Origin of the sequence: Allobosea sp. WAO, assembly GCF_001509835.1 — a bacterium.
Classification (GTDB): Bacteria; Pseudomonadota; Alphaproteobacteria; order Rhizobiales; family Beijerinckiaceae; genus Allobosea.
Window position 1 is genome coordinate 335,389 of record NZ_JXTJ01000004.1, and the last position, 23,179, is coordinate 358,567.

Consider the following 23,179-nt stretch of genomic DNA (forward strand, 5'->3'; position numbering starts at 1 on the left):
GTGGCGATGCCGCCGGAGCGGCGGAAGCCTTGTGGCAGCGATACGGGCATTTCCAGATGGCGCTGACGCTGACGATCGAGAACGAGACCTCGCTGCCCGATGGCGGCCCGCTCAGCGTGACCTTGAGCGGCGGCCGCGGCCTCGACATCGGCCGCGACCAGCATCTCGACTGGGCGCTGCCTGACCCGACGCGCGCCATTTCCGGCCGGCATTGCGAAATCCGCTATCGCGACAACGCCTATTGGCTGCGCGACATCTCGACCAACGGAACCTTCGTCAACGGCGGGACCCACAGGGTGCAATCGCCCTATCGGCTGCAGCATGGCGACAGGCTCGAGATCGGCCACTACATCATCGCGGTGACCATCGACGAGGCGGACCGCCAGGCCGCGGCGATGGCCGAACGCCCGCCCGCCCCGCCACCACCAGGGCAGTCCCTCTGGGACGGGAATGGCGACGAGGCTCCGCCGATCGCGCGCCGGGACCTGATGCCGCTGCAGAAATACAAGCCGGTCCATGCCGGTTTCATCGACTGGGCGACCGACATCCCCAATCCCGCCGACACGGGCCAACCCGCCTTCACGCCCTATGCACCATCACATGCGCCTGCGCCGCCACGGCAAGATGACCTCGCCTGGGCTCCCTATCAGCCGCCGGCGGCTCCGGAACCCGAACCGATCGCGCCGATCCCGACACCACGCCGACCGGTGAGCCAGCCGTCGGCAGGCGATCCCTGGGGCGAGCCGACGACCGCCGCCCAGCAGCCATCCGGATTCGGTGCGCCGCTCCATCAACAGCCCCCGCCGCCCTCGCCGACTCCTCAGCCCGTTCCGGCAGGCGCACCTGCCATCTCGCCGGCCGAGTTCATCGCCCGCTTCGCGCGCGGCGCCGGCCTGCCCGTCGAAGAACTAGCCTGGCAGGACCCCGGCGCCTTTGCCGAGCAGACCGGCATGCTGATGCGGCTGATCGCGGTCGAGCTGAAGCAGTTGCTGGCGGCGCGCGCCGAGAGCAAGCGCATCGCCCGCAGCGCCAACCAGACGATGATCCAGGCGCAGGACAACAACCCGCTGAAATTCTCGCCGACGATCGAGGACGCACTGAAACTCATCTTCGGCCGGCCGACCAGCGGCTACCTCAACGCCCAGAAGGCGTTCGAGGAGAGCTTCAAGGATCTGAAGATCCACCAGATCAAGACTTACTCGGCCATGCAGCACGCACTGCGCATGCTGGTCGAGGATCTCGATCCCCAGGCCGTCTCGGAAAGCGTCAATACCGAGCGCGGCCTCGAAGGCCTGCTCTCCTCACGCAAGAGCAAGCTCTGGGACGCCTATGTCGCGCGCTGGGAGGCCAAGACCGCCCCCTATGAGGACGGGCTGGTCGACGCCTTCATGCTCTATTTCGCCGAGTGCTACGACCGTGGAGGCCGCTGAGCCCCCGCCGCGCTCATAGTCCGAGCAACGTGCGGATCGCCTGCGGCTCGAGTTCGCGTGGCGTCTCGTCGAAGCTCGCCCGATAGTAATCGAGCATGCTCAACTGCTCGAAGCGGTTCCGCAGACTCTTGTCGTTCATCGCCGCGCCGCGCTCCTCCAGGTTCGCAATCATATTGTGATTGGTGCCGTCGGGATCCTCGAAGACGAGGTCGGGCACCTGTGGTTTGACGCGTAGCGCGGCCGCGCCGGCAGCGATCCCGGCGAGCGCTCCCGGTGTCCAGACCCGGGCATAGGCATCGGCGACATCGCGTTCGGGCGCGCCGGTCCCGGTCAACACCGCGCGGCAGGCATCGGCGAAGGCCTCGACCATGCCGCTCCGCTCGGCCCACCAATCTGCGCGGTTGAAGTTGGCGTGGATGGGTTCGACATAGGCGAACTCGTTCTGGAGCAGCCGGGCCGGTTCGCCCTGCAGGTAGAGCCAGGGCTCGGCATTGTCGATCAAGAGCTGCCCCGGCAGCAGATGCGCGGCCTGATCGTCGCCGGTGGCGCTGAAGAACTGCTGGCTGGCCCCTCGACATGTCACAGTCGGAGATGCTGAAAGCGGCTTGCCGGGGCGTCCGGGAGCCCGGATCAGAACCATGAAGGCCAGTACCTTCGCGACCCCTGCATTGCGCGAGCGCCCGTGCCAGATCGCAAGGTCCGGATGGCTTTGGAAACGCTCGACCTCCACCAGCCGAAAGAACTCGGCCTGCTCGACGACCGGATCGGGAGAGCTGCGCTTGCCCATCTCAGCCGCCTTGGAAGGCCTGGAAGCGGCCGCAACGATCACAATCCAGCGCGTGCGAGACCTGCATCATGCTGCTGCTCCACCGAAAATGGCCGCGTAATTCCAGCAGCCTACAGCCATCTGTGACGGCCTGCTATGATTTCGCGTCCCTACCGCAGCGAAAGCGGCTCAAATTGTTGCAATGGCGCCTTGCGAATACCTCACGCCGCAGGGTGACGCTGGTTGACGAGCTGTATATGCTCTTGCCCTAGCCTAGAGATAGCGAGAACCGGATGTCGTGGTACAGCAAGGTTGTCTGGTCCGAAGGCCTGTTCCTGCGACCGCACCATCTGCAGCAGAACGACCGCTACCTCGAAAACCTACTGGAAAACCGCGTCCGGCACACCACGCCCTACCCGTGGGGATTTTCGGTGCTGGAGATCGACCGCGACCTCGCCCAGCAAAGCCGCATCGGCCTGCGCCGCGCCGTCGGCGTGATGCCGGATGGCACACCCTTCGCCATGCCCGACAACTCGCCGCTGCCGCCGGCGATCGAAGTGCCGGACAATGCCGCCGGGCAGGTCGCCTGGCTCTCACTGCCGCTGGCCTCGGCCAACACCCGCGAGGTCGAGGACAGCCTGAACGGCAGCGCCAGCCGCTTCTTCCCGTCGACGGAGATGCTGATCGACTCCACTGCCTCGCTGCGGATCGAGGAGGAGATCGACATCGCCCATCCGCGCATGGCGCTGGAGCTGCGCAAGACCGCCAAGCCCGGCTTTGTCGGCCTTGCCCTCGGCCGCATCCTCGAAGTGCGCGACCGCGCCGTCCTGTTCGACGAAAAATTCGCCCCTCCGATTCTGATCTGCTCGGCGCATCCGGTCGTCGACGGCTGGATGGACCGGGTCATCGGCTGGATCGACAACAAGCTCGAGGAACTCGCCCGCTACGCCGCCGACCCGACCGCCGGCGGCGGCCTGCAAAGCGCCGACTACTTCATCCTGCAGATGCTGAACCGGCACATCCCGGTGCTGAAGCATATGCGCGGCTCGCGCTTCGTGCACCCAGAACGGCTGTTCGTGACCTTGCTTGCCATCGCCGGCGAGCTCGCCACCTTCACCACCGCCGAGCGCCGCGCCCGCGATTACCCGGCCTATGACCATGACGACCTCGAGGGCTGTTTCACGCCGGTCGTGCGCGACATCCAGGACTTTCTCTCGGCACAGCTAGGCCGCCGGGCCATCCGCCTCGAAATCGTCGAGCGCGCCCCGAACGCCTTCATGTCGACGATCCGCGACCGGACCCTGGTGCGCAATGCGACGCTGATCCTCGAGGTCGCGGCGCGCCGGCCGCTCACCGAGATCCAGGCGCAGTTCCCGCATCTCTTCAAGGTCGGCCCCAACACCAAGATGAACGAGATCGTCCATGCCCATCTGCCGGGCATCAATCTCGTCCATCTGCCGACGCCGCCGCCGCAGATCCGGGCGCTGACCGACCACGTCTATTTCTATCTCGACCGTACCTCGCCGCTCTGGCCGGAGTTCAGCACGGCGAGTTCGATCGGGATGCACTTCTCCGGTGACTGGCCCGACCTCGAAATGGAGCTCTGGGCCGTGCTCGAGGGCAGGAGATGAGTGACAAGGGCTCGCCGTACGATCCGTTCGGCCGCTCAGACCGAACGATCATCAAGCCGAACCCCGCCGGAAGGCGAGCACCTGCGCCCTCGCGCCCCGATCCGCAGCCCGCCACGCCGGGCTATCCGCCCGCGCCGCCCGCCTCGCCTTATGGACACCACCCGTCGACGGCGCCCCAATACCCGCATGCCGCCTCGCCCTCGCCCGGCGTTCCCGGCGGTGAGGAATGGCTCTCGGCCCCGCCGCCGCGGCCAAGCGCTCCGGCTCCGCCGGGCTATGCCCCGCAGGCCCTGCCGAAGCGCGAGCAGATGCTCACGCCGAACGCCAATCCGATGCTCAAGGCGGCGGGCCCTCTGCTGCTGCTGCTCGGGCGTATGCGCGCCTCGCTGAGCAGCGCGCCGGCAACCCAGATGATCGGCCAGGTCGGGGAGACGATCGAGGCCTTCGAGCAGGAGGTCCGAGCAGCCGGTGCCTCGCCCGAGCAGACGCGTACCGCGAAATACATCCTCTGCGCCTTCGCCGACGATATCGTCCAGAACATCCCCGGCGAGGATCGCCATGTCTGGACGCAGTACAGCATGCTCTCGCGCTTCTTCGGCGAGCGCACCGGCGGCGTGCGCTTCTTCGAGGAGCTGGACCGAGCCAAACGGGATCCAGCGGGCAACTACGACCTGCTCGAACTGATGCATGCCTGTCTGGCGCTCGGCTTTGAGGGCATTCACCGCACCTCGGCCGGCGGGGCCGCCAATCTGCAGATGATCCAGCGCAGCCTGTTCGAGACGCTGCGGCGGGTGAAGCAGCCCGATCCGGAATTGTCGCCGCGCTGGCAGGGGCAGGCGCTGGTCTCGCGCATTGCCGGCTTCAAGATTCCGGTCTGGTCGGTCGCCGCCGTCGCCGCCGTCGCGGTGCTCGGCCTCTACTTCATCCTCCGAGCGCTGCTCGGCGGCAATGCCGAGGCCTCCGCCTCCGCTTTGCTCGCCGTTCATCCCAAGGGCGAGCTCTCGATCGTCCGGAAGGTCTTCTCCAAGCCACCGCCACCGCTGCCACCACCGGCACAGCAGCCGAAAGTCTGCACCGCAGTGCGCCCGCCGATCACCTGCCAGGTCACGCCGAACCTGATCATCGTCCGGCTCGTCGACATCACCCTGTTCGAGCCGGGGCAGGCGGTGGTGCGCGACGAATTCCGCCCGCTGATCGAGCGGATCGCAGCGGTGCTGAACGAGGAAGGCGGGGCGATCAAGGTCGTCGGCCACACCGACAGCCAGCCGATCCGCACCGCGCGCTTTCCCTCCAACCAGCAATTGTCGCTGGAGCGCGCCAAGGCGGTCGGCGAGCTTCTCAAGACCAAGCTGAACCAGAAGGATCGGATCAGCGCCGAGGGCAAGGGCCCCGACGCGCCGATCGCCAGCAATGCCACGCCTGAGGGACGCGCCAAGAACCGCCGGGTCGAGATCCTGATCCAGCGCGAGAGCTAACTACGGAACTCGCACCGCGAGAGAGGCCATGAGGGAGATCGATACGAGATGAGCGTCGCGATCTGGCTCAGGATCGTCGCGATCGCGGTCGGCACGCTGGCCCTGGCCCTGCTGGTCTGGTTCGGCGGGCCCTTCGTCGCGATCGGCGAGATCAGGCCGTTCGAGCCGCTCTTCGTGCGCGTGCCGCTCGTCCTCCTACTTGCGGTCGGCGCGGCCGCCTGGATCGCCCTCGTCGTCATCCGCAGGCGCAAGGCGGTGGCTGCGTTGAGCGAGGCGCTGGCCAAGGAGGAGAACGCGACGGGCGATGGCGCGGCGCTGAGCTCGGCGATGCGCGATGCCCTAGCGACGCTGAAGCGGACCCGCGGCAAGGATGGCGGCGACTATGTCTACGACCTGCCCTGGTACGTGATGATCGGCCCGCCCGGCGCCGGCAAGACGACGGCGCTGGTCAATTCCGGCCTGAAATTCCCACTGGCGCGCGGCGGCCAGGCCCCGGCCGCGGTCGCCGGCAATGGCGGCACGCGCTACTGCGACTGGTGGTTCGCCGAAGAGGCGGTGCTGATCGACACCGCCGGGCGCTACACCACCCAGGACACCGACACCAAGGCCGAGCGCGCGAGCTGGCTCGCCTTCCTCGACCTCTTGAAGCACAACCGCCCGCGCCAGCCGATCAACGGCGTCATGGTCGCGATCAGCGTCGAGGACCTGCTGACCTCGACGCCGGAACAGATCGCCGCCCATGCCGAGGCGATCCGCGCCCGCCTGCTCGAGCTGAACGAGCGCCTGAAGATCGATTTCCCGGTCTATGCCGTCTTCACCAAGGCCGACCTGATCGCCGGTTTCAACGAGTTCTTCGGCGGACTCTCCGAGCCGCAGCGGCGCATGGTCTGGGGCCATACCTTCCAGACCCTCGACAAGACCCGCAACATGATCGGCGACGTGCCGCCGGAGTTCGACGCGCTGATCGAGCGCCTGAACGAGCGCCTTTCCGACCGCCTGCAGGACGAGCCCAACCCGACCGCGCGCGCCCAGCTCTTCGGCCTGCCGAGCCAGATGGCGGCGCTCAAGCCGATCGTCGTCGACTTTCTCGGCCGGGTCTTCGAGCCGACGCGCTACCAACAGAGCGCGACGCTGCGTGGCTTCTACTTCACCTCCGGCACGCAGGAAGGCACGCCGATCGACCAGCTGATCGGCACGCTCTCGCGCAATTTCGGCAGCGAGCATGCCGGCGCCGGCAGCTTTTCGGGCCGCGGCAAGAGCTACTTCCTGACCGACCTGATCCAGAAGGTGATCATCGGCGAGTCCGGCTGGGTCTCGACGGATCTGCGCGCCATCAGGCGCTCGGCGCTGCTGCGTGCTGCCGGTTTCACCGCGGTGGCGCTGGTCGCGGTCACGCTCGCCGGGCTGTGGTGGACAAGCTATTCGCGCAACAGCGACCTGATCAACCAGACCAATTACGCTCTCGCCGATTACCGCTCGAGCGCCGCTCCGGTGCTGCAGGAGACGACGATCTCGGAGCGGAACTTCAGCCGCGTTCTGCCGCTGCTGCACAAGCTGCGACATATGCCGGCCGGCTATGCCAGCAAGGACGAGCCGACGCCCGTCGCCGCAACCTTCGGCCTGAGCCAGCGCGAGCGCCTGCAATCGGCGACGCAGATCAGCTATCAGGAGGCGCTGGAGCGGATGCTGCGCTCGCGCATCATCTTCCGTCTCGAAGAGCAGCTCGAGGCCAACGCCAACAATCCCGGCTTCATCTACGAGGCGCTCAAGGTCTATCTGATGATCGGCGGCCGCGCGAAGCTGGACCGCGATCTCGTCCTCGCCTGGATGCGGCTCGACTGGGCCGAGAACCTGTTCCCGGGCGCCGCCAACGCCAAGGGCCGCGAAGCGCTGGAAGAGCACCTTACCGCCTTGCTCGACCTCGACGAGGGCGCCGAGCCGCTGGTCAAGCTCAACCAGACCCTGATCGAGACCAGCCAGCAGACTCTGCGGCGGATGAGCATCGCCGAGCGCGCCTACGAGTTGCTGCGCACGCAGGGGCGCAACGCCAACCGCGACTGGGTCGCGGCGCAGCGCGGCGGCTCGGATGTCCGGCTCGTCTTCGAAGGCGTCTCGGGCGAGGATCTCGACTCGATCCGGGTGCCCTATTTCTACACCTATGACGGCTTCCAGAACGCCTTCGTCGACCGCCTCGGCGATATCGGCGAGCGCATCGAGAAGGAGCGCTGGGTCCTCGGCGAGAATGTCGACCAGGCGGCGATCACCTCGCAATATGCCAGTCTTTTTCAAGATCTTCTGAAACTTTATTCACGCGACTTCACAGCATCCTGGCAGCGTGCCCTGCGCCGGCTGAAGCTGCGCCCGCTCAATGCTGACAAGCCCAAATACGTGGCGCTTTCGGCGATCGCCGCGCCGACCTCGCCCTTCAAGCAATTGCTGGAATCGGTCCGCGACGAGACGCAGCTGACCAAGGAGCGCGCCGCCCGCCGGCCGACCGCCGCGCAGGCGGCGGCGCAGGCCGGCAAGGAAGCCGCAGCCAAGACGCTGGAGGAGCGCGCCAATGCGGCGCTCGGCCGGCTCGGCACATCGCTGCCGCTGAGCGCGTCGGGCGTCGACCGGGTGCTTTCCGGCGGCAGCGAGGCGCTAGGTGCCAATATCGAGGCCGGCTTCAAGCAGTACCATGTCCTGGTCGATGGCGATCTCGGACGCCGCCCGGTCGATCAGGCGCTGCAGATCTTCGCCGAGATCAACCAGAACCTCGCAATAGCCGCGACCACGCCGGTCCAGTCGGCAGCGGCGAATGCGGCGATGGTGCCGCTGATCTCCTCGCTGCGCGGCAATTCCTCGCGCTACCCCGCCCCGTTCGATGCGATGATCGTCTCGGCGGTCAACGATTTCGAGGGCGACGCTACCAGCGCGACCATCTCGCTGCTGCGCCAGGCGCTGGGCGACGACGTCAGCCGCACCTGCACCAATCTCCTCGCCAATCGCTACCCCTTCACCAAGGCCAGCACCCGCGACATCGCCTTGTCGGACTTTGCCCAGCTCTTCGCCCCCGGTACCGGCGCGATGGACAAGTTCCTGAAGGAGCGGCTCGACCCCTATATCGACAAGTCCGGCGCGCAATGGACCTGGCGCGCCGACAGCCGCGTCGCCCGCTCGCTCTCGCCGACGACATTGCGTGAGTTCCAGCGCGCCAGCGACATCCGGGAGGCCTTCTTCCCGACGGGCGGCAACCTGCCCTCGTTCCAGATGGTGGTGGTGCCGACCGCCCTTTCCTCCGACGCCTCCGGCGCCAAGCTCGAGATCAACGGATTCACGGTGGCGAGCCAGCAGGGCGTCAACACCCCGACCCCGGTGATGTGGCCGGGCGCCGGGCTGGCAAAGACCTCGATCACCCTGACGCTCGGCGGCGGCGCTGGCAGCAACAATGCCGGCGGCATCTTCGGCGGCGGCTTTTTCTCGAACAGCCCGACACCGGCCGCGCCGAGCGAAGTCAAGCTGTTTGAGCGCGACGGCGTCTGGTCGTTCTTCCGGTTGCTCGATGCCGGCTCGGTGCTGCGCCAGGGCGATAATGTCGTCTTCACGCTCGCCGCCGGCGGCCGGCAGGTCGGCTACCAATTCGGCGTCGGCTCGCTGAAGAATCCGCTGGTGCTTCCCGCACTGCGCGAAATCCGCTGTCCAACGGGGATTTAAGCTATGGCGTGCGGGCTGTTCGGGAAGCTGCCGGGCAAGCGCGACTTCATCGCCCTGGGGGCGTCCACGGTCTTTCTCTCGGTCTACGAACCCTGGCTCCAGGGCGGGCTGACCGCAAGCCGGCTCGATCTCGGCGCCGGCTGGCAGGATGCTTTCCTCCACGCGCCGATCTGGCGCTTCTGGTTTGGCTCCGCCTATGGCGGCAACACCGTCGCGGGAGCGTTCATGCCCTCGGTCGACGGCATCGGCCGGTACTTCCCGCTCACGGTCTTCGCGGTCGCGGGTCCCGGCGCGGCGATCCCACCTCCCGAGACCGACCCGCAGGATGCCTGGTTCGACCGTGCGGAAGATTTCCTGCTGAATGCGCTGGAGCCCGAAGCGAGCTTCGAGACCGTTGCCGAGGCGCTGGCCCAGCTGCCGGCTCCGAATGACGAGCTGAAGGCCGCCCCGCCGGCCGACATGGTCAGGCTGTCCGACGGCACCATCGTCAGTGCGCTCGAGCCGGCGAGCTTCCCTGCCCGGCTGGCGGCGCTGCGGGTCGAGGACCATACGCGTTCCTACGCCCATGCCTGCTATCTCTGGACCGTCGGTGGCGAAAATTTCGAGCCGCTCGCCTTGGTCGGCCAGGCTCTGCCGAGCCCCTATCTGTTCAGCGGCCTGCTGACCGGCCGCTTCGACGCCTTTCTCGGTGTGGGAGCAGCGTCATGAACCATGCCGGCGCCACACTTGCCTTCGAGACCGGCGCGATCAGCCATCCCGGCCGCGTGCGCAGCCACAATGAGGACAATCTCGTGACGCGGCCCGAATTCGGGGTCTGGGCTGTGGCCGACGGCATGGGCGGGCACGAGAATGGCGCCATGGCGAGCGCCACCCTCGCCGCCGCGCTCGACGGCATCGGCCCCGCCCTCTCGGCCGCCGATCTCTTGGCGCGGCTGGAACAGAGCGTGCTCACCGCCAATGCCGAGCTGCGCCGCCGGGCCCAGGCGCGCGCCGGCGCGACAATGGGATCGACGCTTGCCGTCCTGCTGGCGCATGACAGCCACTTCGCCTGCGTCTGGTCGGGCGACAGCCGAATCTACCTCGTCCGCCACGGATACATCACCCAGATCTCGCGCGATCATACCGAGGCGCAGGATATGATGGATCGCGGCCTGCTCAGCGCCGAAGAGGCGCGGAACTGGCCACGCCGGCACGTGATCACCCGCGCCATCGGCGTCCACGATCTGCCCTCCCTCGAGATCGACCATGGCGAGCTCGAAGGCGGCGACACCTTCGTGCTCTGCTCCGACGGCCTGACCGGCCATGTCGAGGATGACGAGATCCTGCGCGCCGCATCCGGCCCGGATGTCCAGGGCGCGTGCGATGCCCTGCTGGCGCTGACGCTGGAGCGCGGAGCGAGCGATAATGTCACCGTCGTCATTGTCCGCTATCATCACGATCGCCGCGTGCAGACCCGCTGGATGCCGAACATGCGTCAGCCGAAGAACGAGGCCTCATGACCGATTCCGAGCGCACGATCATCATGCCGCGCAACGGGCTTTCAGCCGGCACCAGGCTGAACGGCATCTATGAGATCGAGCGCCTGATCGCCGTCGGCGGCATGGGCGAGGTCTACAAGGGCCGGGCCATCCAGACCGGCGATGCGGTGGCGATCAAGATGGTCCGCCCCGACATGGCGCAGGACGAGGCAGTCGTCACCCTGTTCCGCAAGGAAGCTGCGGCGCTGCACAACGTCTACAACGAGGCGATCGTCCGCTACTACGTCTTCACGGTCGACCCCGGCACGCAGGCGACCTACCTCGCCATGGAGTTCGTCGACGGACAGCCCCTGTCGGAGCGGCTCAAGCAGGGCCCGCTGTCGCCGGAGGAGGTCGATCTGCTGCGCCGGCGCATCGCCAGCGGTCTGCATGCGGCGCACATGCTCGGCATCACCCATCGCGACGTCTCGCCCGACAATATCATCCTGCCCGGCGGTCAGGTCGGGCGCGCCAAGATCATCGATTTCGGCATCGCCAAGTCCAGCGTGCTGGGCGAAAAGACCGTCATCGGCACGGGCTTCGCTGGCAAGTACAACTATGTCTCGCCGGAACAGCTCGGCCTGTTCGGCGGCGAGGTCACCGGAAAGTCCGACATCTACAGCCTCGGCCTCGTCCTCGCCGAGGCGCTCGGCGGCCGCCCGCTCGACATGGGCGGCACCCAGATGCAGATATTGGAGAAGCGGCGGCGCGTGCCCGACGTCGCCTCGCTGGACAAGAGCCTGCGCCCGCTGCTGGCCCGCATGCTCGCACCCGATCCGAAGGACCGCCCCGCCGACATGGCCGAGGTCGCGTCCTGGCAGCCGAAGGGCAAGCAGCCGACAACCGGCGGAGGCGCTCCCTGGAAGGCGCTTGCCGGCGTCGCTGCGCTCGTCCTGATCGCTGGCGGCGGTTTCGTCGGCTGGCAATTGCTGGGGCAGGACGATAGCTCACCCATCTCCCAGGCCCCACCGGTGCTCGCCGGTCGCAGCGATGTCCCGCCCGCACCAAGCCTGCAGGGCGTCGCGCCCGAGCCGAATGCTCCAGACCCGCCCCAGGCCCGTCCGGACCGAACACCGCCGTCTTCGCCCCAGGCCGCGCCGACCCCACAGCCACCGGCCGGCAGCTTCGCCTCCGACCGCCAGGAGCCGCAGCAGCCGCCCTCGCAGCGCCGGCCAGCCTCGACCTCGCCTCCGGCGGCCACACCGGCCCCGTCGCCGGCGCCCGCGACGCCATCGCAGAATGCCGCCCGACCGGAGCCTCCGCCGGCCGCTCAGGTCCAGGCGCCACCGCCAACCCCGCTGCCGCCTGTCGCCGTTCCTCCCGTCACGGCGCCCCCTGCCGCCGCCCCGCCGCCAGCGGAGACCAAGACGGCAACCAACACCCTCGAGCCGCCCCCCGCCACCGCGACGGAGCGCATCGAGCGCTATATCGCCGGCTACGATGGCGGTGCCTGCTTCTTCCTCTGGCCGACTGCGATCGGCGACCGGCGTGCGACCATCGAGGGCTTCGGCAGCTCGGCGCCGCCCTTCGTGGCCTTCGACACCGCCTTCAAGCGGAGCCAGGGCTTCGAAGCCCAGATCAGCCTGCGTTCGATCTCGACGGCGCAATGCCCGATGGCCGATTTCCTGCGCCAGCTCGGGCGCGGCATCGATCGCAGCCCGGTCATGCAGATCGGCGCCTTCACCATGAAGAGCGGAGACACGCTGAGCGGCACGGTCGAGAGCGACCCGAAGCAGAACCTCGCCGTACTGCTCGTCGGCGATGACGGGCTGGTCTACAACCTCGCCAACTTCACGCGGCGCGAGGGCGGCAAGGCGAGCTTCAATCTCCGGCTCCAATCGACGGCCGCGCCAGGAACCCCGGTCCGGCCGCAGGCGGTGATAGCGCTGGTCAGCCCCGCGCCTCTCCCGACCTTGTCCGGGCCGAACCCCGCTCCGGCAGGCGATATCTTCCCGGGCTTGCGGCAGGATGCTTCCCGCATCGGCGGCAAGCTCGGCGTCGGCATCAAGTATTTCCGGATCGAGTGAGGCCCGGCTTCAGTCCTCGCGGTAGAGGATGCCCCAATCGTCCTGCCAGAGCCCCTGCCCGTCCTCGACGACGATCGGCGCCTTGATCTCGTTGGCGAGCCTGACCGCCGAGCGGAAAGCCTCGACCGGCTCCAGCTCGTCGCTGAGGAAGTCGTTGACGAGATGGCCGCCCGCGAGTTCCGCCGGGCAGGCGATCCTGCCGAAGGTCTTGCCGTCGCGCTGGCCGAGGCTCAGCGTGATCGCATCCGGTTGCTGCTCGTCGACCTGTTCGAACCGGTTCTTCGCCGCCGCCATAACCCGCTCCCGGATTGCCGCAACGGCAGCGATCATGAGCCAGGAAGCCCGGGCCGGCAAATCCTAACGTGAGAGTTGCCGCGCTGGGGCTACGGGCGCTGGCCCGCCGCGCACCACCTTGTAGCGGTCGAGCCGCACCCTGATCATCTCGTTGAACTTCTTGTGCACCTCCGAGACCGAGAGCGTCTTGGTCTCGCCGCCGGCCTCGGCATAGAAGATCGGCCGGTTGGCCTGGGCCGGACGCGGCAGCAACTCGGCCGCGCTGGCGCCGGGCGTCTCCTCCATCGTTTCGATGAAGGTCTGCGCCGCATCCGGGCCGAGGAAGTGGATCAGGTAGATCTCGCCGCCGGTGAGATGGCGGCCCATCGCCTTCTCGAGCCGGAGCGTGTCGCGCTTCAGCATCTCCGCTGCGAGCAGGGCCGAAAGATAGGGCTCGCGCCTGAGATCGAGGATGCGCTGGCGCTCATTGGCGTCGGCGACGACGAACTGCCGGCCATTGCGCGTGATCAGCGCTGCCTCGGCCACCATGCCGTGCTTGCGCCCGAACTCGAAGACGACGCCGAGCCAGGTCTGCTCGATGAACTGGTAGAGCCCGGTCGCCGAGGAGGTCTTCGCCTGGACCGTGGTGGCGAAGGAGGATTCCTTGTCGGCGACCGCCATCAGCAGCGTCGGGTCGGCCCCGACGATCCGCCCCGCGCGCACGATGATGTCTACGAGATGCCGGCGGATGCGGATGGGCCCAAAGGTCAGGATCTGGTCGGGATCGCCGCTGGTCGTCATCGGCGCGCGCGGCAATTGCTGGCCCGGCGTCGCGGTCGGAACCGGCGCGGCGCCGGGCTTCGCCGGCAGTTTCGGCGGCACCAGCAGGATGTTCGAAGGCGGCAGCACCGGCAGCGGCAGGGCCGGCGCCTGCGGCGATGCCCCGGAGGCTTCGTCCGCCGACTGTTCGGTCAGCGCCGCCAGCGAAGGATCGTTGCTGAGCGCGAACTGCGTCGCCTGCCGCGCCGCTTCAAGATCGCCCTCGACCGAGGACAGGATCAGCGAGGGCCGCATCGGCGCCTGCAGCGAAGGCGCGTCCACCGTCTCCACCGGCGTGAAATCGGGGTCGGGAACCGGCGCGGGAGCAGGTGTCAACGTCGCCACCGCCACCCCTGCCATCACCGCCACGACGACGGCACCGGCGCCCGACAGCGCGAGCAGTCGGCCGCGGCCTCCGCCGTCCGCCGCCAAGGCGCCCGCGGAGCCCCCTGCGCCCGAGCCCACGGCGCCCGTCACCGGGACCGGAGTAGCGTCGCCCGTGACCGCCTTGCGGGCGGCCGTGAACCAGCCGCGCCCATCCTCGGCGGCGGCTTCGAGCTCTCCGACCATCCGGCGGGCTTGCTCGATCGAGATGCCCGCCTCGCGCTCCAGCGTCGACGCTGCTGCCTTGGGCCCCTGCTCGGCCAGCACCCTGACCGCGAAGAACCAGAGCTGCAGCGAGGTCCGGCGGTTCTGCAGCGGCGTCCCGGCGCAAGGCGAGACCAGGAAGTTGCAGTGCCCGCAGGCATAGGCGCGCAGCTTGATCCGCGGCACGAAGGCCGAAACCCGGCCGCAGGCCGGGCAGGCGATGCTGATGCCGCCCCGGCTCGCCTGCATCATCGCCTCGAGGCAGGCATCTTCCCGGAACGCGGCCTGGAACTGCTTGAAGCGCTGGCTCATGCCTCGCTACCGCCGGCAATGTCGGCCGCGCCCGCGAGCGCGCAGCCCGACAGCCGCCTTCTGCTCGGGCAAGGCCGAAGGATACGCGTGAAGCCCCCTCCCGACAACGTCACCCCGCCAGCAGGCCGAGCCGGGCGACGTCGCGCAGATGCATTTCGACCTCCTCCGCCGTCGCGTGCTGCGGCAGGCGCGTGCCGTCGCCTCCCGAGGCATGCGCCTCGGCCAGGAAGGCGTTCATCTCGGCGAGCAGCATCGGCGCCGTCCGCGTGCCGTCGAGCAGGCTGACGAACTTGCGCACCACGACGCCGTCAAGCGCCACGGCGCGGTGGCGCAGATCGGTGACCTCGTTGCCTGAAAGCGCCTGCCGCCGTGCCAGCAGGCTCGCCACCGGGCGCTCGCTGACGGCCGTGGTGAGCCGGTGCGGCTCCAGGGCGATCTCCAGCAGGCCGGCCCGGTAGATCGCCGTCAGCGCCTCGTCGAGTCGGCCGGTCTCGCGCGCGATATCGGGACCGAGGCTGTCCCTGGCCTCGCCCAAGGCGATCGCCACGAGCTCGGCATGGCCGATGCTGCCGGGCCAGGCCCGGCCGAGCGCCCGCAAGGCCGCCTTGGCGCTTTCGAGATCGACGGCAAGCCGGACATCGCTGCCGAACAGGAACCCGCCGACGCCGGGCCTGTCGTCTTGCTCCTCGGCCTCGCGAACATTCGCGGCGAGATGATAGGGCGCGAGCGCAAAGCGCGCGAAGCCGCGATGGAGCACGACATCCGAGCGGCAGAGCAGCGTCTGGCGGAAGCAGCGCCCGATCAGCAGGTCGAGCGACTGTTCCTGGCGCAGCGGCTCGTCGACCGGGATCGCGTTCAGGATCTGCTGGGCCGGCCCCTGCGCTCCGCCGAAGTTATTGGGGAACGAGGTCTCGGCCAGAAATTGCAGCCCATGCGGCGCTGCCGCGTCCAGCACCTCGTGCAGCGCGAACGCCCGCGCGCCGGGATTGAGATCGTCATGGTAGAGGACATTGTCCGGAATCTCGTCGATCTGCTGCAGGCGCTCGCGCAGGGCCGCGCCGTAGAACGAGCCGGGATCGGTCGCCTCGGCGAAGCGCCTGATCGCGGCCCGCGCGACCCTGACCCGCTCCAGCGGCTCATCGATGTCGCGCGTCTCGTAGAGCATGATGTCGCGGGCGAGATCGCGCAGCCGGCAGCCCGGCAGGGCATTGTAGCTGACATAGGCGATGCCTTGGGGCCGCAGCAATTGCCCGAACAGCGCAAGGATGCGCTCGCGCACGAAAGGCGGCACCCAGGAATAGACACCGTGGACCAGGATGTAGTCGAAGCTGCCGAGCCCGGCATCCGCCGCCATGATGTCGAGGTGGTGGAAGGTGATATTGTCGAGACCGAGTTCGCCGGCCTCGGCCTTGGCCCGGGCGATCGCGCTGGCGCTGAGGTCGATGCCGACGAAGCTGGCGCCGGGCGATTGCAGCGCCATCGGGATCAGGTTGCCGCCGCTGCCGCAGCCGAGCTCCAGTACCCGCATCGTCGCCGTCGGCGCCGGCTCCATGCCGTGGAAATGCGCGATCGTCGCCAGATGGCCGGGATGGGTCTGGGAGAAGGCATGGCCGGGATAGGCGACGGCATCGTAGGGGTTGGTGCTCGTCTCGCTCATGCCCGCGGCCCGTCCGTCACGCCAACCTCCTGCGTCGTGCCGCTCAGCAGCCGATGACCTTGAACTCGACCCGTCGGTCGAGCGCGTCGCTGGCATCGTCCTTTCCGGTCCCGATCAGGTTCTCGTTGAAGCCCTTGCCGGTCGCGATCATGCGGTTGCGGCTGTCGGGCGCCCCGGCCTGGAGCAGTTCCATCACATATTGCGCGCGCAGCACCGAAAGTCGCTCGTTGAGGTGCTGCGTGCCGGTGCGCGAGGTGTGCCCGACGATCTCGATGCAGGCGCCCTTCTGCCGGGCCCGTGTCGCGATCTGGCTCAGCCACATCGGATAGGGCTCCGTGATCTGCGGGTTGGCGATGAACTGCGTCGTTCCAGGCTGGAACAGCAGCTTGACCATCAGCTGGTTGCTGGTGAGGCCACTGTCGACGAGATCGCCGAAAGCATCGACCGCATCCTCGCCACGGCCTAGCTTGCTGGCGGCGAGATAGGCACCGACCCGGACGCGATGCTGGTCGCCGCCGGGCAGGCTTCGCGCCGTGCGATAGAAGGCCAGCGCCTCGCGATAACGCCGCGCCTCATATTCGAGGATGCCGTCATTGATCAGCGCCGCGGCGTTCAGCCGCTCGAGATAGACGGGGTCGATCGGCTCACCGAGCCTGGTCCCCTGGCAGACCTTGATATAGGCCTCGGTCGCCGGGTCCTTCGTCCACATCGGCGTATCGCGATAATAAGTCGTCGGCGTCACGTCGACGCCCTCCGGCCGTGCCCGAGCGACGCCTTTCGAGACGACACGCTTCGATTTCATATCCGCGAGCGTCAGGCAGATCCGGTAGGCGTCGCGCGCTCCCTTCGCGTCGCCGGCGTTGTTGACCGCGGTGAAGGTACCGACCAGCACGACCGGCTCGCGTGCCAGGCTCTCGGTTGTGAAGGGCTGCAGCTGGAAGCGTGGATATGATTTCGAGACGATCTCCGCGAGCGTCTGCTGCATCGAGCGGGTCGAGGCCGACTGCGCACCCGAGACGCCGTCGATCAGCGGGTCGATTACCAGCGCGATCCGGTCGCCGGCGAGATCGGCCTTGGAGAACAGGTCGGCGGCGGCGCGCTGCAGCGCTTCCGGGAACGGGATCGGCGTCGGCGCGGGCGCTGCGGCCGGAGGCGCCCCGGAGGGCGCCGGCGCCTGAGCGGACACCGCCGCGGGCACGACGAGCATGGCAAGGAGGACGCAACAGGTCAGGGAGGATCGACGCGCACGGCCAGTTGCCGAAGACATGGTCCGAGACGCGTCCATCGTTCGCTCTCCCATCGATCGTCAAAAGCCCCGCTCAGCGGCAACCCTGCAATGAACTCCCGCCGCCGTCGCCGAGTTGGGCCCGCATCAGCTCCTCGTTGCAGTCGCGTGCGCTGCCCGGCCGTCGGTTCCTGCTGCCTCGCGCCGGCACAGAAGCGTCGCTACCGCCAAGCGTGTCGTTGGACCGGCGGTCGACGACCGTGCGCTCCTGCGGCTGCGGCTCCTGACGGGGCAGGCGGGCGCTCGGCAGGAGAGGCTTCTCCGGCACCGGCAATTCCTTGACGGCGCCGCCGGAGCTGATCCGCGCCGCGACTGCCTTCTCGCGCTCCTGACGCTCCTGGGAGAGCTTGACCTTCTCGGCTTCGAGCACCGCGAGTTCCTGCTCGCGCCTGGCGAGTTCGCGGGCGAGGCGCTCGCGCTCGCCGGCCTCGGAAGGCTTCGTAGCGGGAGCGATCGCAACCGGCGCCGGCGCATCGGCAGGCAGTGGCGCCGGGCGCCCGGCACCGATCTTTCCAGAATCGCGATCGGCGAGGTCGGTCGCGGCCTGCTGCCGGCTCTTCTCCGCCTGCTGGAGCCGCTCCAGCAGAGCCCTTTCCCGCGCAGCGAATTCGTTTTCTAGCTTCTCGCGCTCGCGCGCCGAAACGCTGCGGCGCTCGAGCAGGTCGAGCCTTGTCCTGGCGTCGACGGCGAAGAAGCTGGCGGGGAAGCGCTGGATGAAGGCCTTGATCTCCGCCGCGTCGTCGCTGCTGCGCAGCCTCTTCCAGATGTCCGCGTCCGTTTCCTCGCGGTTCAGGTAGAAGTCGCCGAGCAGCGACAGGGTCAGCTCCGGCGTCTGCTTGCCGCCGGTCGCGTCGTAGACCACCTTCTGCACCCGGCGGAACATCGTCGCGATCTCGAGCCCGGGCTGCTTCATCTCCTGCACCAGCGCCGCCGTGAACGGGCTGTTGCGGCCCGAGCCATCGGCCGCGACATCGTTGGCCTGCGTCGCATAGGCGGTGACCATGCCCTGCGCCCGCGCGATCGGCGCAAGACCGGTGCCGACCGAGAAGCTGCGCGTCGCCTGGTTCTTCGAGAGCTGCGCGACGAAGGGGTTGTTGCGGCAGGCGTCGAGCACCATGATCTTGACGCCCTTGGCGAAGCCCAGCGCCGTGATCACTTCGCTGAGCTTCAGCGTCTCGTACTGGACCGAGACCTCGTCATCGATCCTGGCCTCGACCGGCACCAGGAAGTTCTCGCCGTTGAACTGGAAGCCGTGGCCGGCGTAGTAGAACATCACAGCATCGGCGTCCCGGGCCAGCCTGGCGAAGCGAAAGAGCGCGGTATCCATGTCGCGCTTGTCGAGATCGACACCGTCGACCACTTCGAAACCGACTTTGCGCAGGGCGTCCGCTGTATCGCGGGCGTCATTGACGGTGTTCGGCAGGGCGGGCGCATTCTTGTAGGCGGAATTGCCGATGACCAGCGCGACGCGCCGGTCCTGCGCCAGCGCCGGCAGGGCCAGCAACTGCGAAAGAAGAGCCACCAGTGCACAGAGCCTGAGCGCAGCGTTCATGGCACGCATTCCCTGCGTCAGCCTAAAGAAAGGCAAGGTGAAAATCCAGACCTATCCATTATTGCCACGGGCGGTTTGCTTGCTCCTGCGATAGCGGCCTGATAGTTTCGAGGTCCGTGCCGCGCCCTCAGGAAGAGCGCCGATGCAAGGTATCCGGCTGAAGCTCATTGTCGGCATCTCGGCGGCTTTCGCCTTGCTGGCGGGAGACGCCGGCGCACAGGAGCGCCCGCGGCAGCGTAATCCGGCCCCCGCGAACGCCAAGGTTTCCTTCGTCGATCTCGGCGATAACGCCAAGGTTCCCGGCAAACTGCTGGTGCGTTTCGCCATCACCGGCATGGAGATCGCGCCAGCCGGCACGCAACGCCGCAATGCCGGCCACCATCATCTGCTGATCGACACCAATCTGCCCCCGCTCGGCCAGCCGATCCCGAGCGACTTCAACCATCTGCATTTCGGCGGCGGTCAGACCGAAGCCGAGATCCTGCTCTCGCCCGGCCGCCACACCTTGCAGCTGCTCTTCGCCGATCACGATCACGTGCCGCACGACCCGCCGGTGATGTCCGAGAAGATTACCGTCGAGGTCGAAGCCATGCCGGAGGAGAAACCGCGCACCGCCGCCGCACCGAACGCCCAGGTCTTCTTCGTTGGGCTTCAGGATGGCGCGACGATCCCCGCCCGCTCGGTCATTCGCTTCGGCACCGCGAACATCGCGATCGTCCCGGCCGGCACGAAGCAGGACAATGCCGGCCACCACCATCTCCTGGTCGATGCCGAACTGCCGCCGCTCGACCGCGAGATACCCAGCGATTTCAACCATCTGCACTTCGGGCGCGGCCAGACCGAAACCGAGCTGACGCTGCCGCCCGGCGAGCACACGCTGCAACTGCTCTTCGCCGACCACGAGCATGTCCCGCACGATCCGCCGGTGATGTCGCAGAAGATCAAGGTGCGCGTCGAGGCGGCCTCGGCAACGCAGGCGCCAGCTGTGCCTCAGGCTCCAGTCGGCAAGCCGGGGCGCACGCCCGCGCCCAACGACGCCGCCGTCTATTTCATCTATCCGCGCAATGGCACGACGATCTATGCGACCTCGACGATCCGCTTCGGCCTACGCAACATGGGCGTGGCTCCGGCCGGGATCATCAAGCCGAATACCGGCCATCACCATCTCCTGATCGACGTACCGACGCCGCCGCTCGACGTCGCCATTCCCAGCGACCTCAACCATCTGCATTTCGGCAACGGTCAGACCGAGCGCAAGATCACCCTTCCTCCCGGCAGGCACACCCTGCAACTCATCCTCGGCGACGATCAGCACGTGCCGCACGATCCGCCGGTGCTGTCCGAACGGATCGAGGTCTTCGTCGGCAATCCCCGAAAGCGGAGCAAGCGTCGATGAGCAGGCCAGTGCGCATCGCCGAGCCACCTGCTTCCTTCCGCATGCGGCGGCTGACTGCCCTCGCCTGCCTCGCCCTGCTCTGCCCGCTGCTTGCGGCCACGGCCCCGTCCGCGCAGACGGCCCAGCGCCAGCCATCGCCGCGCGGCGCCCTGCTCTACTTCCATTACCCGCTCGACGGCCTGCGCGTGCCAGAGCGCTTCACCGTGCGGATGGGGCTGAAAGAGATGGGCGTCGCGCCGGCCGGCATCGACAAGCCGCTGACCGGCCACCATCACCTGCTGATCGATGTCGAGCCGCCGCCGCCGGACCAGCCGATTCCAGCCGACTACAATCACATCCATCTCGGCAACGGCCAGACCGAGGTCGTCGTCACCCTGCCGAAAGGCACTCACACGCTGCAATTGCTGCTCGGCGACCACCTGCACACACCGCATCAGCCGCCGGTTATGTCTCAGAAGATCACAGTCTATGTCCGCTGAACCTTCACGCCCGTGACGGCGCGGGCGGCCTGTCGGAGCGCTGAACCGAATGTCCTGGTACCGCCAGCTCGCTACCTTGCTTTTGGCACTGGCCGCCCTACTCGCTCCGGCCTGGCTGCCGACGCCCGCCGGCGCGCAGGGCGGCGGGGCCCCTGCAAGGCTGGCGCTGGTGATCGGCAACGCCGGCTACAAGGACGCAGCGCTCGCCAGCGCCGTGACCGATGCCCGCGCCGCCGCCGAGATCCTGCGCCAGGGCGATTTCGACGTGATAGCCGTCGAGAACGCCGACGCCGCCGGGCTGGAACGGGCGCTGAGTTCGTTCAAGGACAAGCTGACACGCGGCGCCCAGGTCGTCGTCTTCTATGCGGGCCATGCGGTCCAGCTTCGCGGACGCAATTTCCTTGTCCCGGTCGATGCCGCGATCAGATCGCCCGGCGATCTCAGCCGCGCCGCAATCGACTTCGACCGTCTGCTCGACGCGCTGATCGTCAGCCGGCCGGCAAGCGCGGTGATCGTCCTCGACGCCGCCCGCGACAATCCCTGGCAGGCAGCACTCGGCGGCAACCTCAAGGGGCTCGCTCCAATCGAGCCCATCGAGAATATAGCGGTGATGGCGCCTGCCGCTCCCGGACGGACCATCGCCGAGCCGGCCGGGCGCTCCAGCCCGGCGGTCGAGGAATGGTTGAAGGCGATCCGGACGCCCGGGCTCGACATGGCTGCCGCCCTCACCCGCAGCCGCGATGCCCTCGCCCGGCGAAAGCTGCAGATCTGGATCTCGTCGCTCCCCGCAGCCGGGCTCGTGGTCACGCCGACGGCGAGGCCTGCCGTCGCCGCACAGGCGACGCGCGGCGTCATCACCGCGCCGCCGCCGCCCGGGCCGCAATCCGACCAGCTCGGCCCCTATGAGCTCTCCTTCTGGGAGACCATCCGCAACAGCGAGAACCCGGCCGAATACCGCGCCTATCTCGACGCCTATCCCAATGGCCGCTTCGCCAGTCTCGCCCGGACGCGGGAAGAGTTCTTCAGGAGCCGCGGCCAGGGCCGCCCGGCCCCCAGCTCACCGCCCCAGACCGCCAGCGTCGCGCCTGGGCGAACGAGCGCCGCCCCGGGACCCGCCAGAATCATCCGCGATTGCGATGATTGCCCCGAGCTCGCGCTGATCCCCGCAGGCGGCTTCGAAATGGGCTCGAACGAGATGTTCGAGTTCGAGAAGCCGGTGCGCACGGTCACGATCGGCAATCCCTTCTATATCGGCACGCGCGAGGTCACTTTCGCCGAATGGGACGCCTGCGTCGCCCAGGGCGGCTGCAGCCATCGCCCTGGCGACCGCAATCTAGGCCGCGGCAACCGGCCGGTCACCGACATCCATTGGAACGATGCCGGCGCCTATGTCGTCTGGCTCTCGCTGAAGACCGGGCGGAAATATCGCCTGCCGACGGAGGCTGAGTGGGAATATGCCGCCCGCGCCGGCACGGCGACCAGCTATCCCTGGGGGAACGCCATCGACAAGGAGAAGGCCAATTGCGTCGGCTGCAACGCACAGCCGCGGCGCCAGGCCATCGAGGTCGGCCAGTTCCCGCCCAACGCTTTTGGCCTCTACGACATGGCTGGAAACGCCGCCGAATGGGTCGCCGATTGCTGGAGCGAGAGCTATCGGGCCTCGCCACGCGACGGCAGCGCCTATTCGCCGCCGGGCTGCCGTGAGCGCGTGCTGCGCGGCGGCTCCTTCAACAACGACCCGCGTTACCTGCGCTCGGCCGCGCGCTTCAAATACGAAAGCGACGTGCGCTTCTACACCAATGGCTTCCGCGTCGTCCGCGAGCCCTGACCGGCAACAAGCCACGGCCTGAAACGAGAAAGGCCGCTGCGCAGGCAGCGGCCTTGCTCATGCCTCGGATGAACGTCCGCTCACCACATGTCGAGCGCGACGCGCGCCTCGTCCGACATGCGCGACTGATCCCAGGGCGGATCGAAGGTCATGTTGACCGTGACCGAGGCGATGCCCGGCACCGCGCCAACCGCGTTCTCGACCCAACCGGGCATTTCGCCGGCGACCGGACAGCCGGGCGCGGTCAGTGTCATGTCGATCGTGACCTGGCGGTCATCGGCGATATCGACACGGTAGATCAGCCCGAGCTCGTAGATGTCGGACGGAATCTCGGGGTCGTAGACCGTCTTTAGCGCCGCCACGATATCGTCGGTCAGACGATCGATTTCCTCCGGCGGCAGGCCGGTGCTGGCGCCCATCGTGGGCGCGTTCGGCTTGATTTGCTCGG

17 protein-coding genes are annotated in these 23,179 nt (G+C 68.1%); 10 read left to right on the forward strand and 7 right to left on the reverse strand.

What is annotated here, in order from left to right:
• Nucleotides 1-29 precede the first annotated feature (29 nt).
• Entirely contained in the window at nt 30-1,430 is a 1,401-nt protein-coding gene (gene tagH / locus DK26_RS28435; RefSeq protein ID WP_157089532.1) for a type VI secretion system-associated FHA domain protein TagH, read from the forward strand.
• Nucleotides 1,431-1,443: 13 nt separating this feature from the next.
• On the opposite strand, the gene DK26_RS06095 is transcribed toward tagH, so the two are convergent.
• The gene (locus tag DK26_RS06095; protein ID WP_066469383.1) at nt 1,444-2,217 is read right to left on the reverse strand and encodes a hypothetical protein; all 774 of its coding nucleotides are present in this window, start codon (nt 2,215-2,217) and stop codon (nt 1,444-1,446) included.
• 272 nt (nt 2,218-2,489) lie between these two features.
• Here DK26_RS06095 and tssK point away from each other — a divergent pair, with 272 nt between their 5' ends.
• From tssK to DK26_RS29595, 6 genes are read left to right on the forward strand one after another with little or no spacing between them, the layout of a single operon-like run.
• Nucleotides 2,490-3,827 (forward strand): type VI secretion system baseplate subunit TssK, encoded by a 1,338-nt coding sequence (tssK, locus tag DK26_RS06100; protein ID WP_066469384.1) that lies wholly within the window; start codon nt 2,490-2,492, stop codon nt 3,825-3,827.
• Complete coding sequence (tssL, locus tag DK26_RS06105; RefSeq protein ID WP_066469385.1) at nt 3,824-5,302, forward strand: type VI secretion system protein TssL, long form; 1,479 nt, start codon at nt 3,824-3,826, stop codon at nt 5,300-5,302. The genes tssK and tssL overlap by 4 nt, the downstream gene beginning before the upstream one ends.
• A gap of 48 nt (nt 5,303-5,350) precedes the next feature.
• Nucleotides 5,351-8,998 (forward strand): type VI secretion system membrane subunit TssM, encoded by a 3,648-nt coding sequence (tssM, locus tag DK26_RS06110; protein ID WP_066469386.1) that lies wholly within the window; start codon nt 5,351-5,353, stop codon nt 8,996-8,998.
• A gap of 3 nt (nt 8,999-9,001) precedes the next feature.
• Nucleotides 9,002-9,706, forward strand: a complete 705-nt coding sequence (gene tagF / locus DK26_RS06115) for a type VI secretion system-associated protein TagF (protein WP_066469387.1) — start codon at nt 9,002-9,004, stop codon at nt 9,704-9,706.
• Nucleotides 9,703-10,497, forward strand: coding sequence for a PP2C family serine/threonine-protein phosphatase (locus tag DK26_RS06120; protein ID WP_066469388.1), 795 nt, complete (start codon nt 9,703-9,705; stop codon nt 10,495-10,497). Before tagF ends, DK26_RS06120 begins: the two co-directional genes overlap by 4 nt.
• On the forward strand, nt 10,494-12,542 hold the full coding sequence (locus DK26_RS29595; RefSeq protein WP_066469390.1) for a serine/threonine-protein kinase: 2,049 nt from the start codon (nt 10,494-10,496) through the stop codon (nt 12,540-12,542). Before DK26_RS06120 ends, DK26_RS29595 begins: the two co-directional genes overlap by 4 nt.
• A gap of 9 nt (nt 12,543-12,551) precedes the next feature.
• Here DK26_RS29595 and DK26_RS06130 read toward each other — a convergent pair whose 3' ends face one another.
• From DK26_RS06130 to DK26_RS06150, 5 genes are all read right to left on the reverse strand, one after another.
• The gene (locus DK26_RS06130) at nt 12,552-12,836 is read right to left on the reverse strand and encodes a hypothetical protein (protein ID WP_066469392.1); all 285 of its coding nucleotides are present in this window, start codon (nt 12,834-12,836) and stop codon (nt 12,552-12,554) included.
• Between the two features lie 63 nt (nt 12,837-12,899).
• Nucleotides 12,900-14,534: a transglycosylase SLT domain-containing protein gene (locus DK26_RS28445; RefSeq protein ID WP_066469393.1), complete on the reverse strand. Its 1,635-nt coding sequence runs from the start codon at nt 14,532-14,534 to the stop codon at nt 12,900-12,902.
• Between the two features lie 109 nt (nt 14,535-14,643).
• Nucleotides 14,644-16,191, reverse strand: coding sequence for a methyltransferase domain-containing protein (locus DK26_RS06140; RefSeq protein ID WP_066469396.1), 1,548 nt, complete (start codon nt 16,189-16,191; stop codon nt 14,644-14,646).
• A 43-nt stretch (nt 16,192-16,234) separates the two neighbouring features.
• Nucleotides 16,235-17,398 (reverse strand): OmpA family protein, encoded by a 1,164-nt coding sequence (locus DK26_RS06145; RefSeq protein WP_083532999.1) that lies wholly within the window; start codon nt 17,396-17,398, stop codon nt 16,235-16,237.
• Between the two features lie 112 nt (nt 17,399-17,510).
• A complete protein-coding gene (locus DK26_RS06150; RefSeq protein WP_066469398.1) occupies nt 17,511-19,028 on the reverse strand; it encodes a caspase family protein in 1,518 nt (505 codons plus the stop codon).
• Nucleotides 19,029-19,170: 142 nt separating this feature from the next.
• On the opposite strand from DK26_RS06150, the gene DK26_RS29600 reads away from it, so the two are divergent.
• The 3 genes from DK26_RS29600 to DK26_RS06170 are packed head-to-tail and all read left to right on the forward strand — an operon-like array spanning nt 19,171 to nt 22,731.
• The gene (locus DK26_RS29600; RefSeq protein ID WP_083533001.1) at nt 19,171-20,424 is read left to right on the forward strand and encodes a DUF4399 domain-containing protein; all 1,254 of its coding nucleotides are present in this window, start codon (nt 19,171-19,173) and stop codon (nt 20,422-20,424) included.
• Entirely contained in the window at nt 20,421-20,903 is a 483-nt protein-coding gene (locus DK26_RS06165; RefSeq protein WP_198162288.1) for a DUF4399 domain-containing protein, read from the forward strand. The genes DK26_RS29600 and DK26_RS06165 overlap by 4 nt, the downstream gene beginning before the upstream one ends.
• A 49-nt stretch (nt 20,904-20,952) precedes the next feature.
• The gene (locus tag DK26_RS06170; protein WP_066469400.1) at nt 20,953-22,731 is read left to right on the forward strand and encodes an SUMF1/EgtB/PvdO family nonheme iron enzyme; all 1,779 of its coding nucleotides are present in this window, start codon (nt 20,953-20,955) and stop codon (nt 22,729-22,731) included.
• A gap of 80 nt (nt 22,732-22,811) precedes the next feature.
• Here DK26_RS06170 and DK26_RS06175 read toward each other — a convergent pair whose 3' ends face one another.
• Nucleotides 22,812-23,150, reverse strand: a complete 339-nt coding sequence (locus DK26_RS06175) for an SUF system Fe-S cluster assembly protein (RefSeq protein WP_248309896.1) — start codon at nt 23,148-23,150, stop codon at nt 22,812-22,814.
• Nucleotides 23,151-23,179 lie beyond the last annotated feature (29 nt).

Bases quoted from the DNA above. Each gene is read 5' to 3' on its own strand.
- DK26_RS29595 (WP_066469390.1), top strand. From the start codon at position 10,494: ATGACCGATTCCGAGCGCACGATCATCATGCCGCGCAACGGGCTTTCA.
- tagF (WP_066469387.1), top strand. From the start codon at position 9,002: ATGGCGTGCGGGCTGTTCGGGAAGCTGCCGGGCAAGCGCGACTTCATC.
- tssK (WP_066469384.1), top strand. From the start codon at position 2,490: ATGTCGTGGTACAGCAAGGTTGTCTGGTCCGAAGGCCTGTTCCTGCGA.
- DK26_RS06170 (WP_066469400.1), top strand. From the start codon at position 20,953: ATGTCCTGGTACCGCCAGCTCGCTACCTTGCTTTTGGCACTGGCCGCC.
- tssL (WP_066469385.1), top strand. From the start codon at position 3,824: ATGAGTGACAAGGGCTCGCCGTACGATCCGTTCGGCCGCTCAGACCGA.
- DK26_RS06130 (WP_066469392.1), bottom strand. From the start codon at position 12,836: ATGGCGGCGGCGAAGAACCGGTTCGAACAGGTCGACGAGCAGCAACCG.
- DK26_RS28445 (WP_066469393.1), bottom strand. From the start codon at position 14,534: ATGAGCCAGCGCTTCAAGCAGTTCCAGGCCGCGTTCCGGGAAGATGCC.
- tssM (WP_066469386.1), top strand. From the start codon at position 5,351: ATGAGCGTCGCGATCTGGCTCAGGATCGTCGCGATCGCGGTCGGCACG.
- DK26_RS06120 (WP_066469388.1), top strand. From the start codon at position 9,703: ATGAACCATGCCGGCGCCACACTTGCCTTCGAGACCGGCGCGATCAGC.
- DK26_RS06140 (WP_066469396.1), bottom strand. From the start codon at position 16,191: ATGAGCGAGACGAGCACCAACCCCTACGATGCCGTCGCCTATCCCGGC.
- DK26_RS06165 (WP_198162288.1), top strand. From the start codon at position 20,421: ATGAGCAGGCCAGTGCGCATCGCCGAGCCACCTGCTTCCTTCCGCATG.
- DK26_RS29600 (WP_083533001.1), top strand. From the start codon at position 19,171: ATGCAAGGTATCCGGCTGAAGCTCATTGTCGGCATCTCGGCGGCTTTC.
- DK26_RS06095 (WP_066469383.1), bottom strand. From the start codon at position 2,217: ATGGGCAAGCGCAGCTCTCCCGATCCGGTCGTCGAGCAGGCCGAGTTC.
- DK26_RS06145 (WP_083532999.1), bottom strand. From the start codon at position 17,398: ATGCTCGTCGTGCCCGCGGCGGTGTCCGCTCAGGCGCCGGCGCCCTCC.
- DK26_RS06150 (WP_066469398.1), bottom strand. From the start codon at position 19,028: ATGAACGCTGCGCTCAGGCTCTGTGCACTGGTGGCTCTTCTTTCGCAG.
- DK26_RS06175 (WP_248309896.1), bottom strand. From the start codon at position 23,150: ATGGGCGCCAGCACCGGCCTGCCGCCGGAGGAAATCGATCGTCTGACC.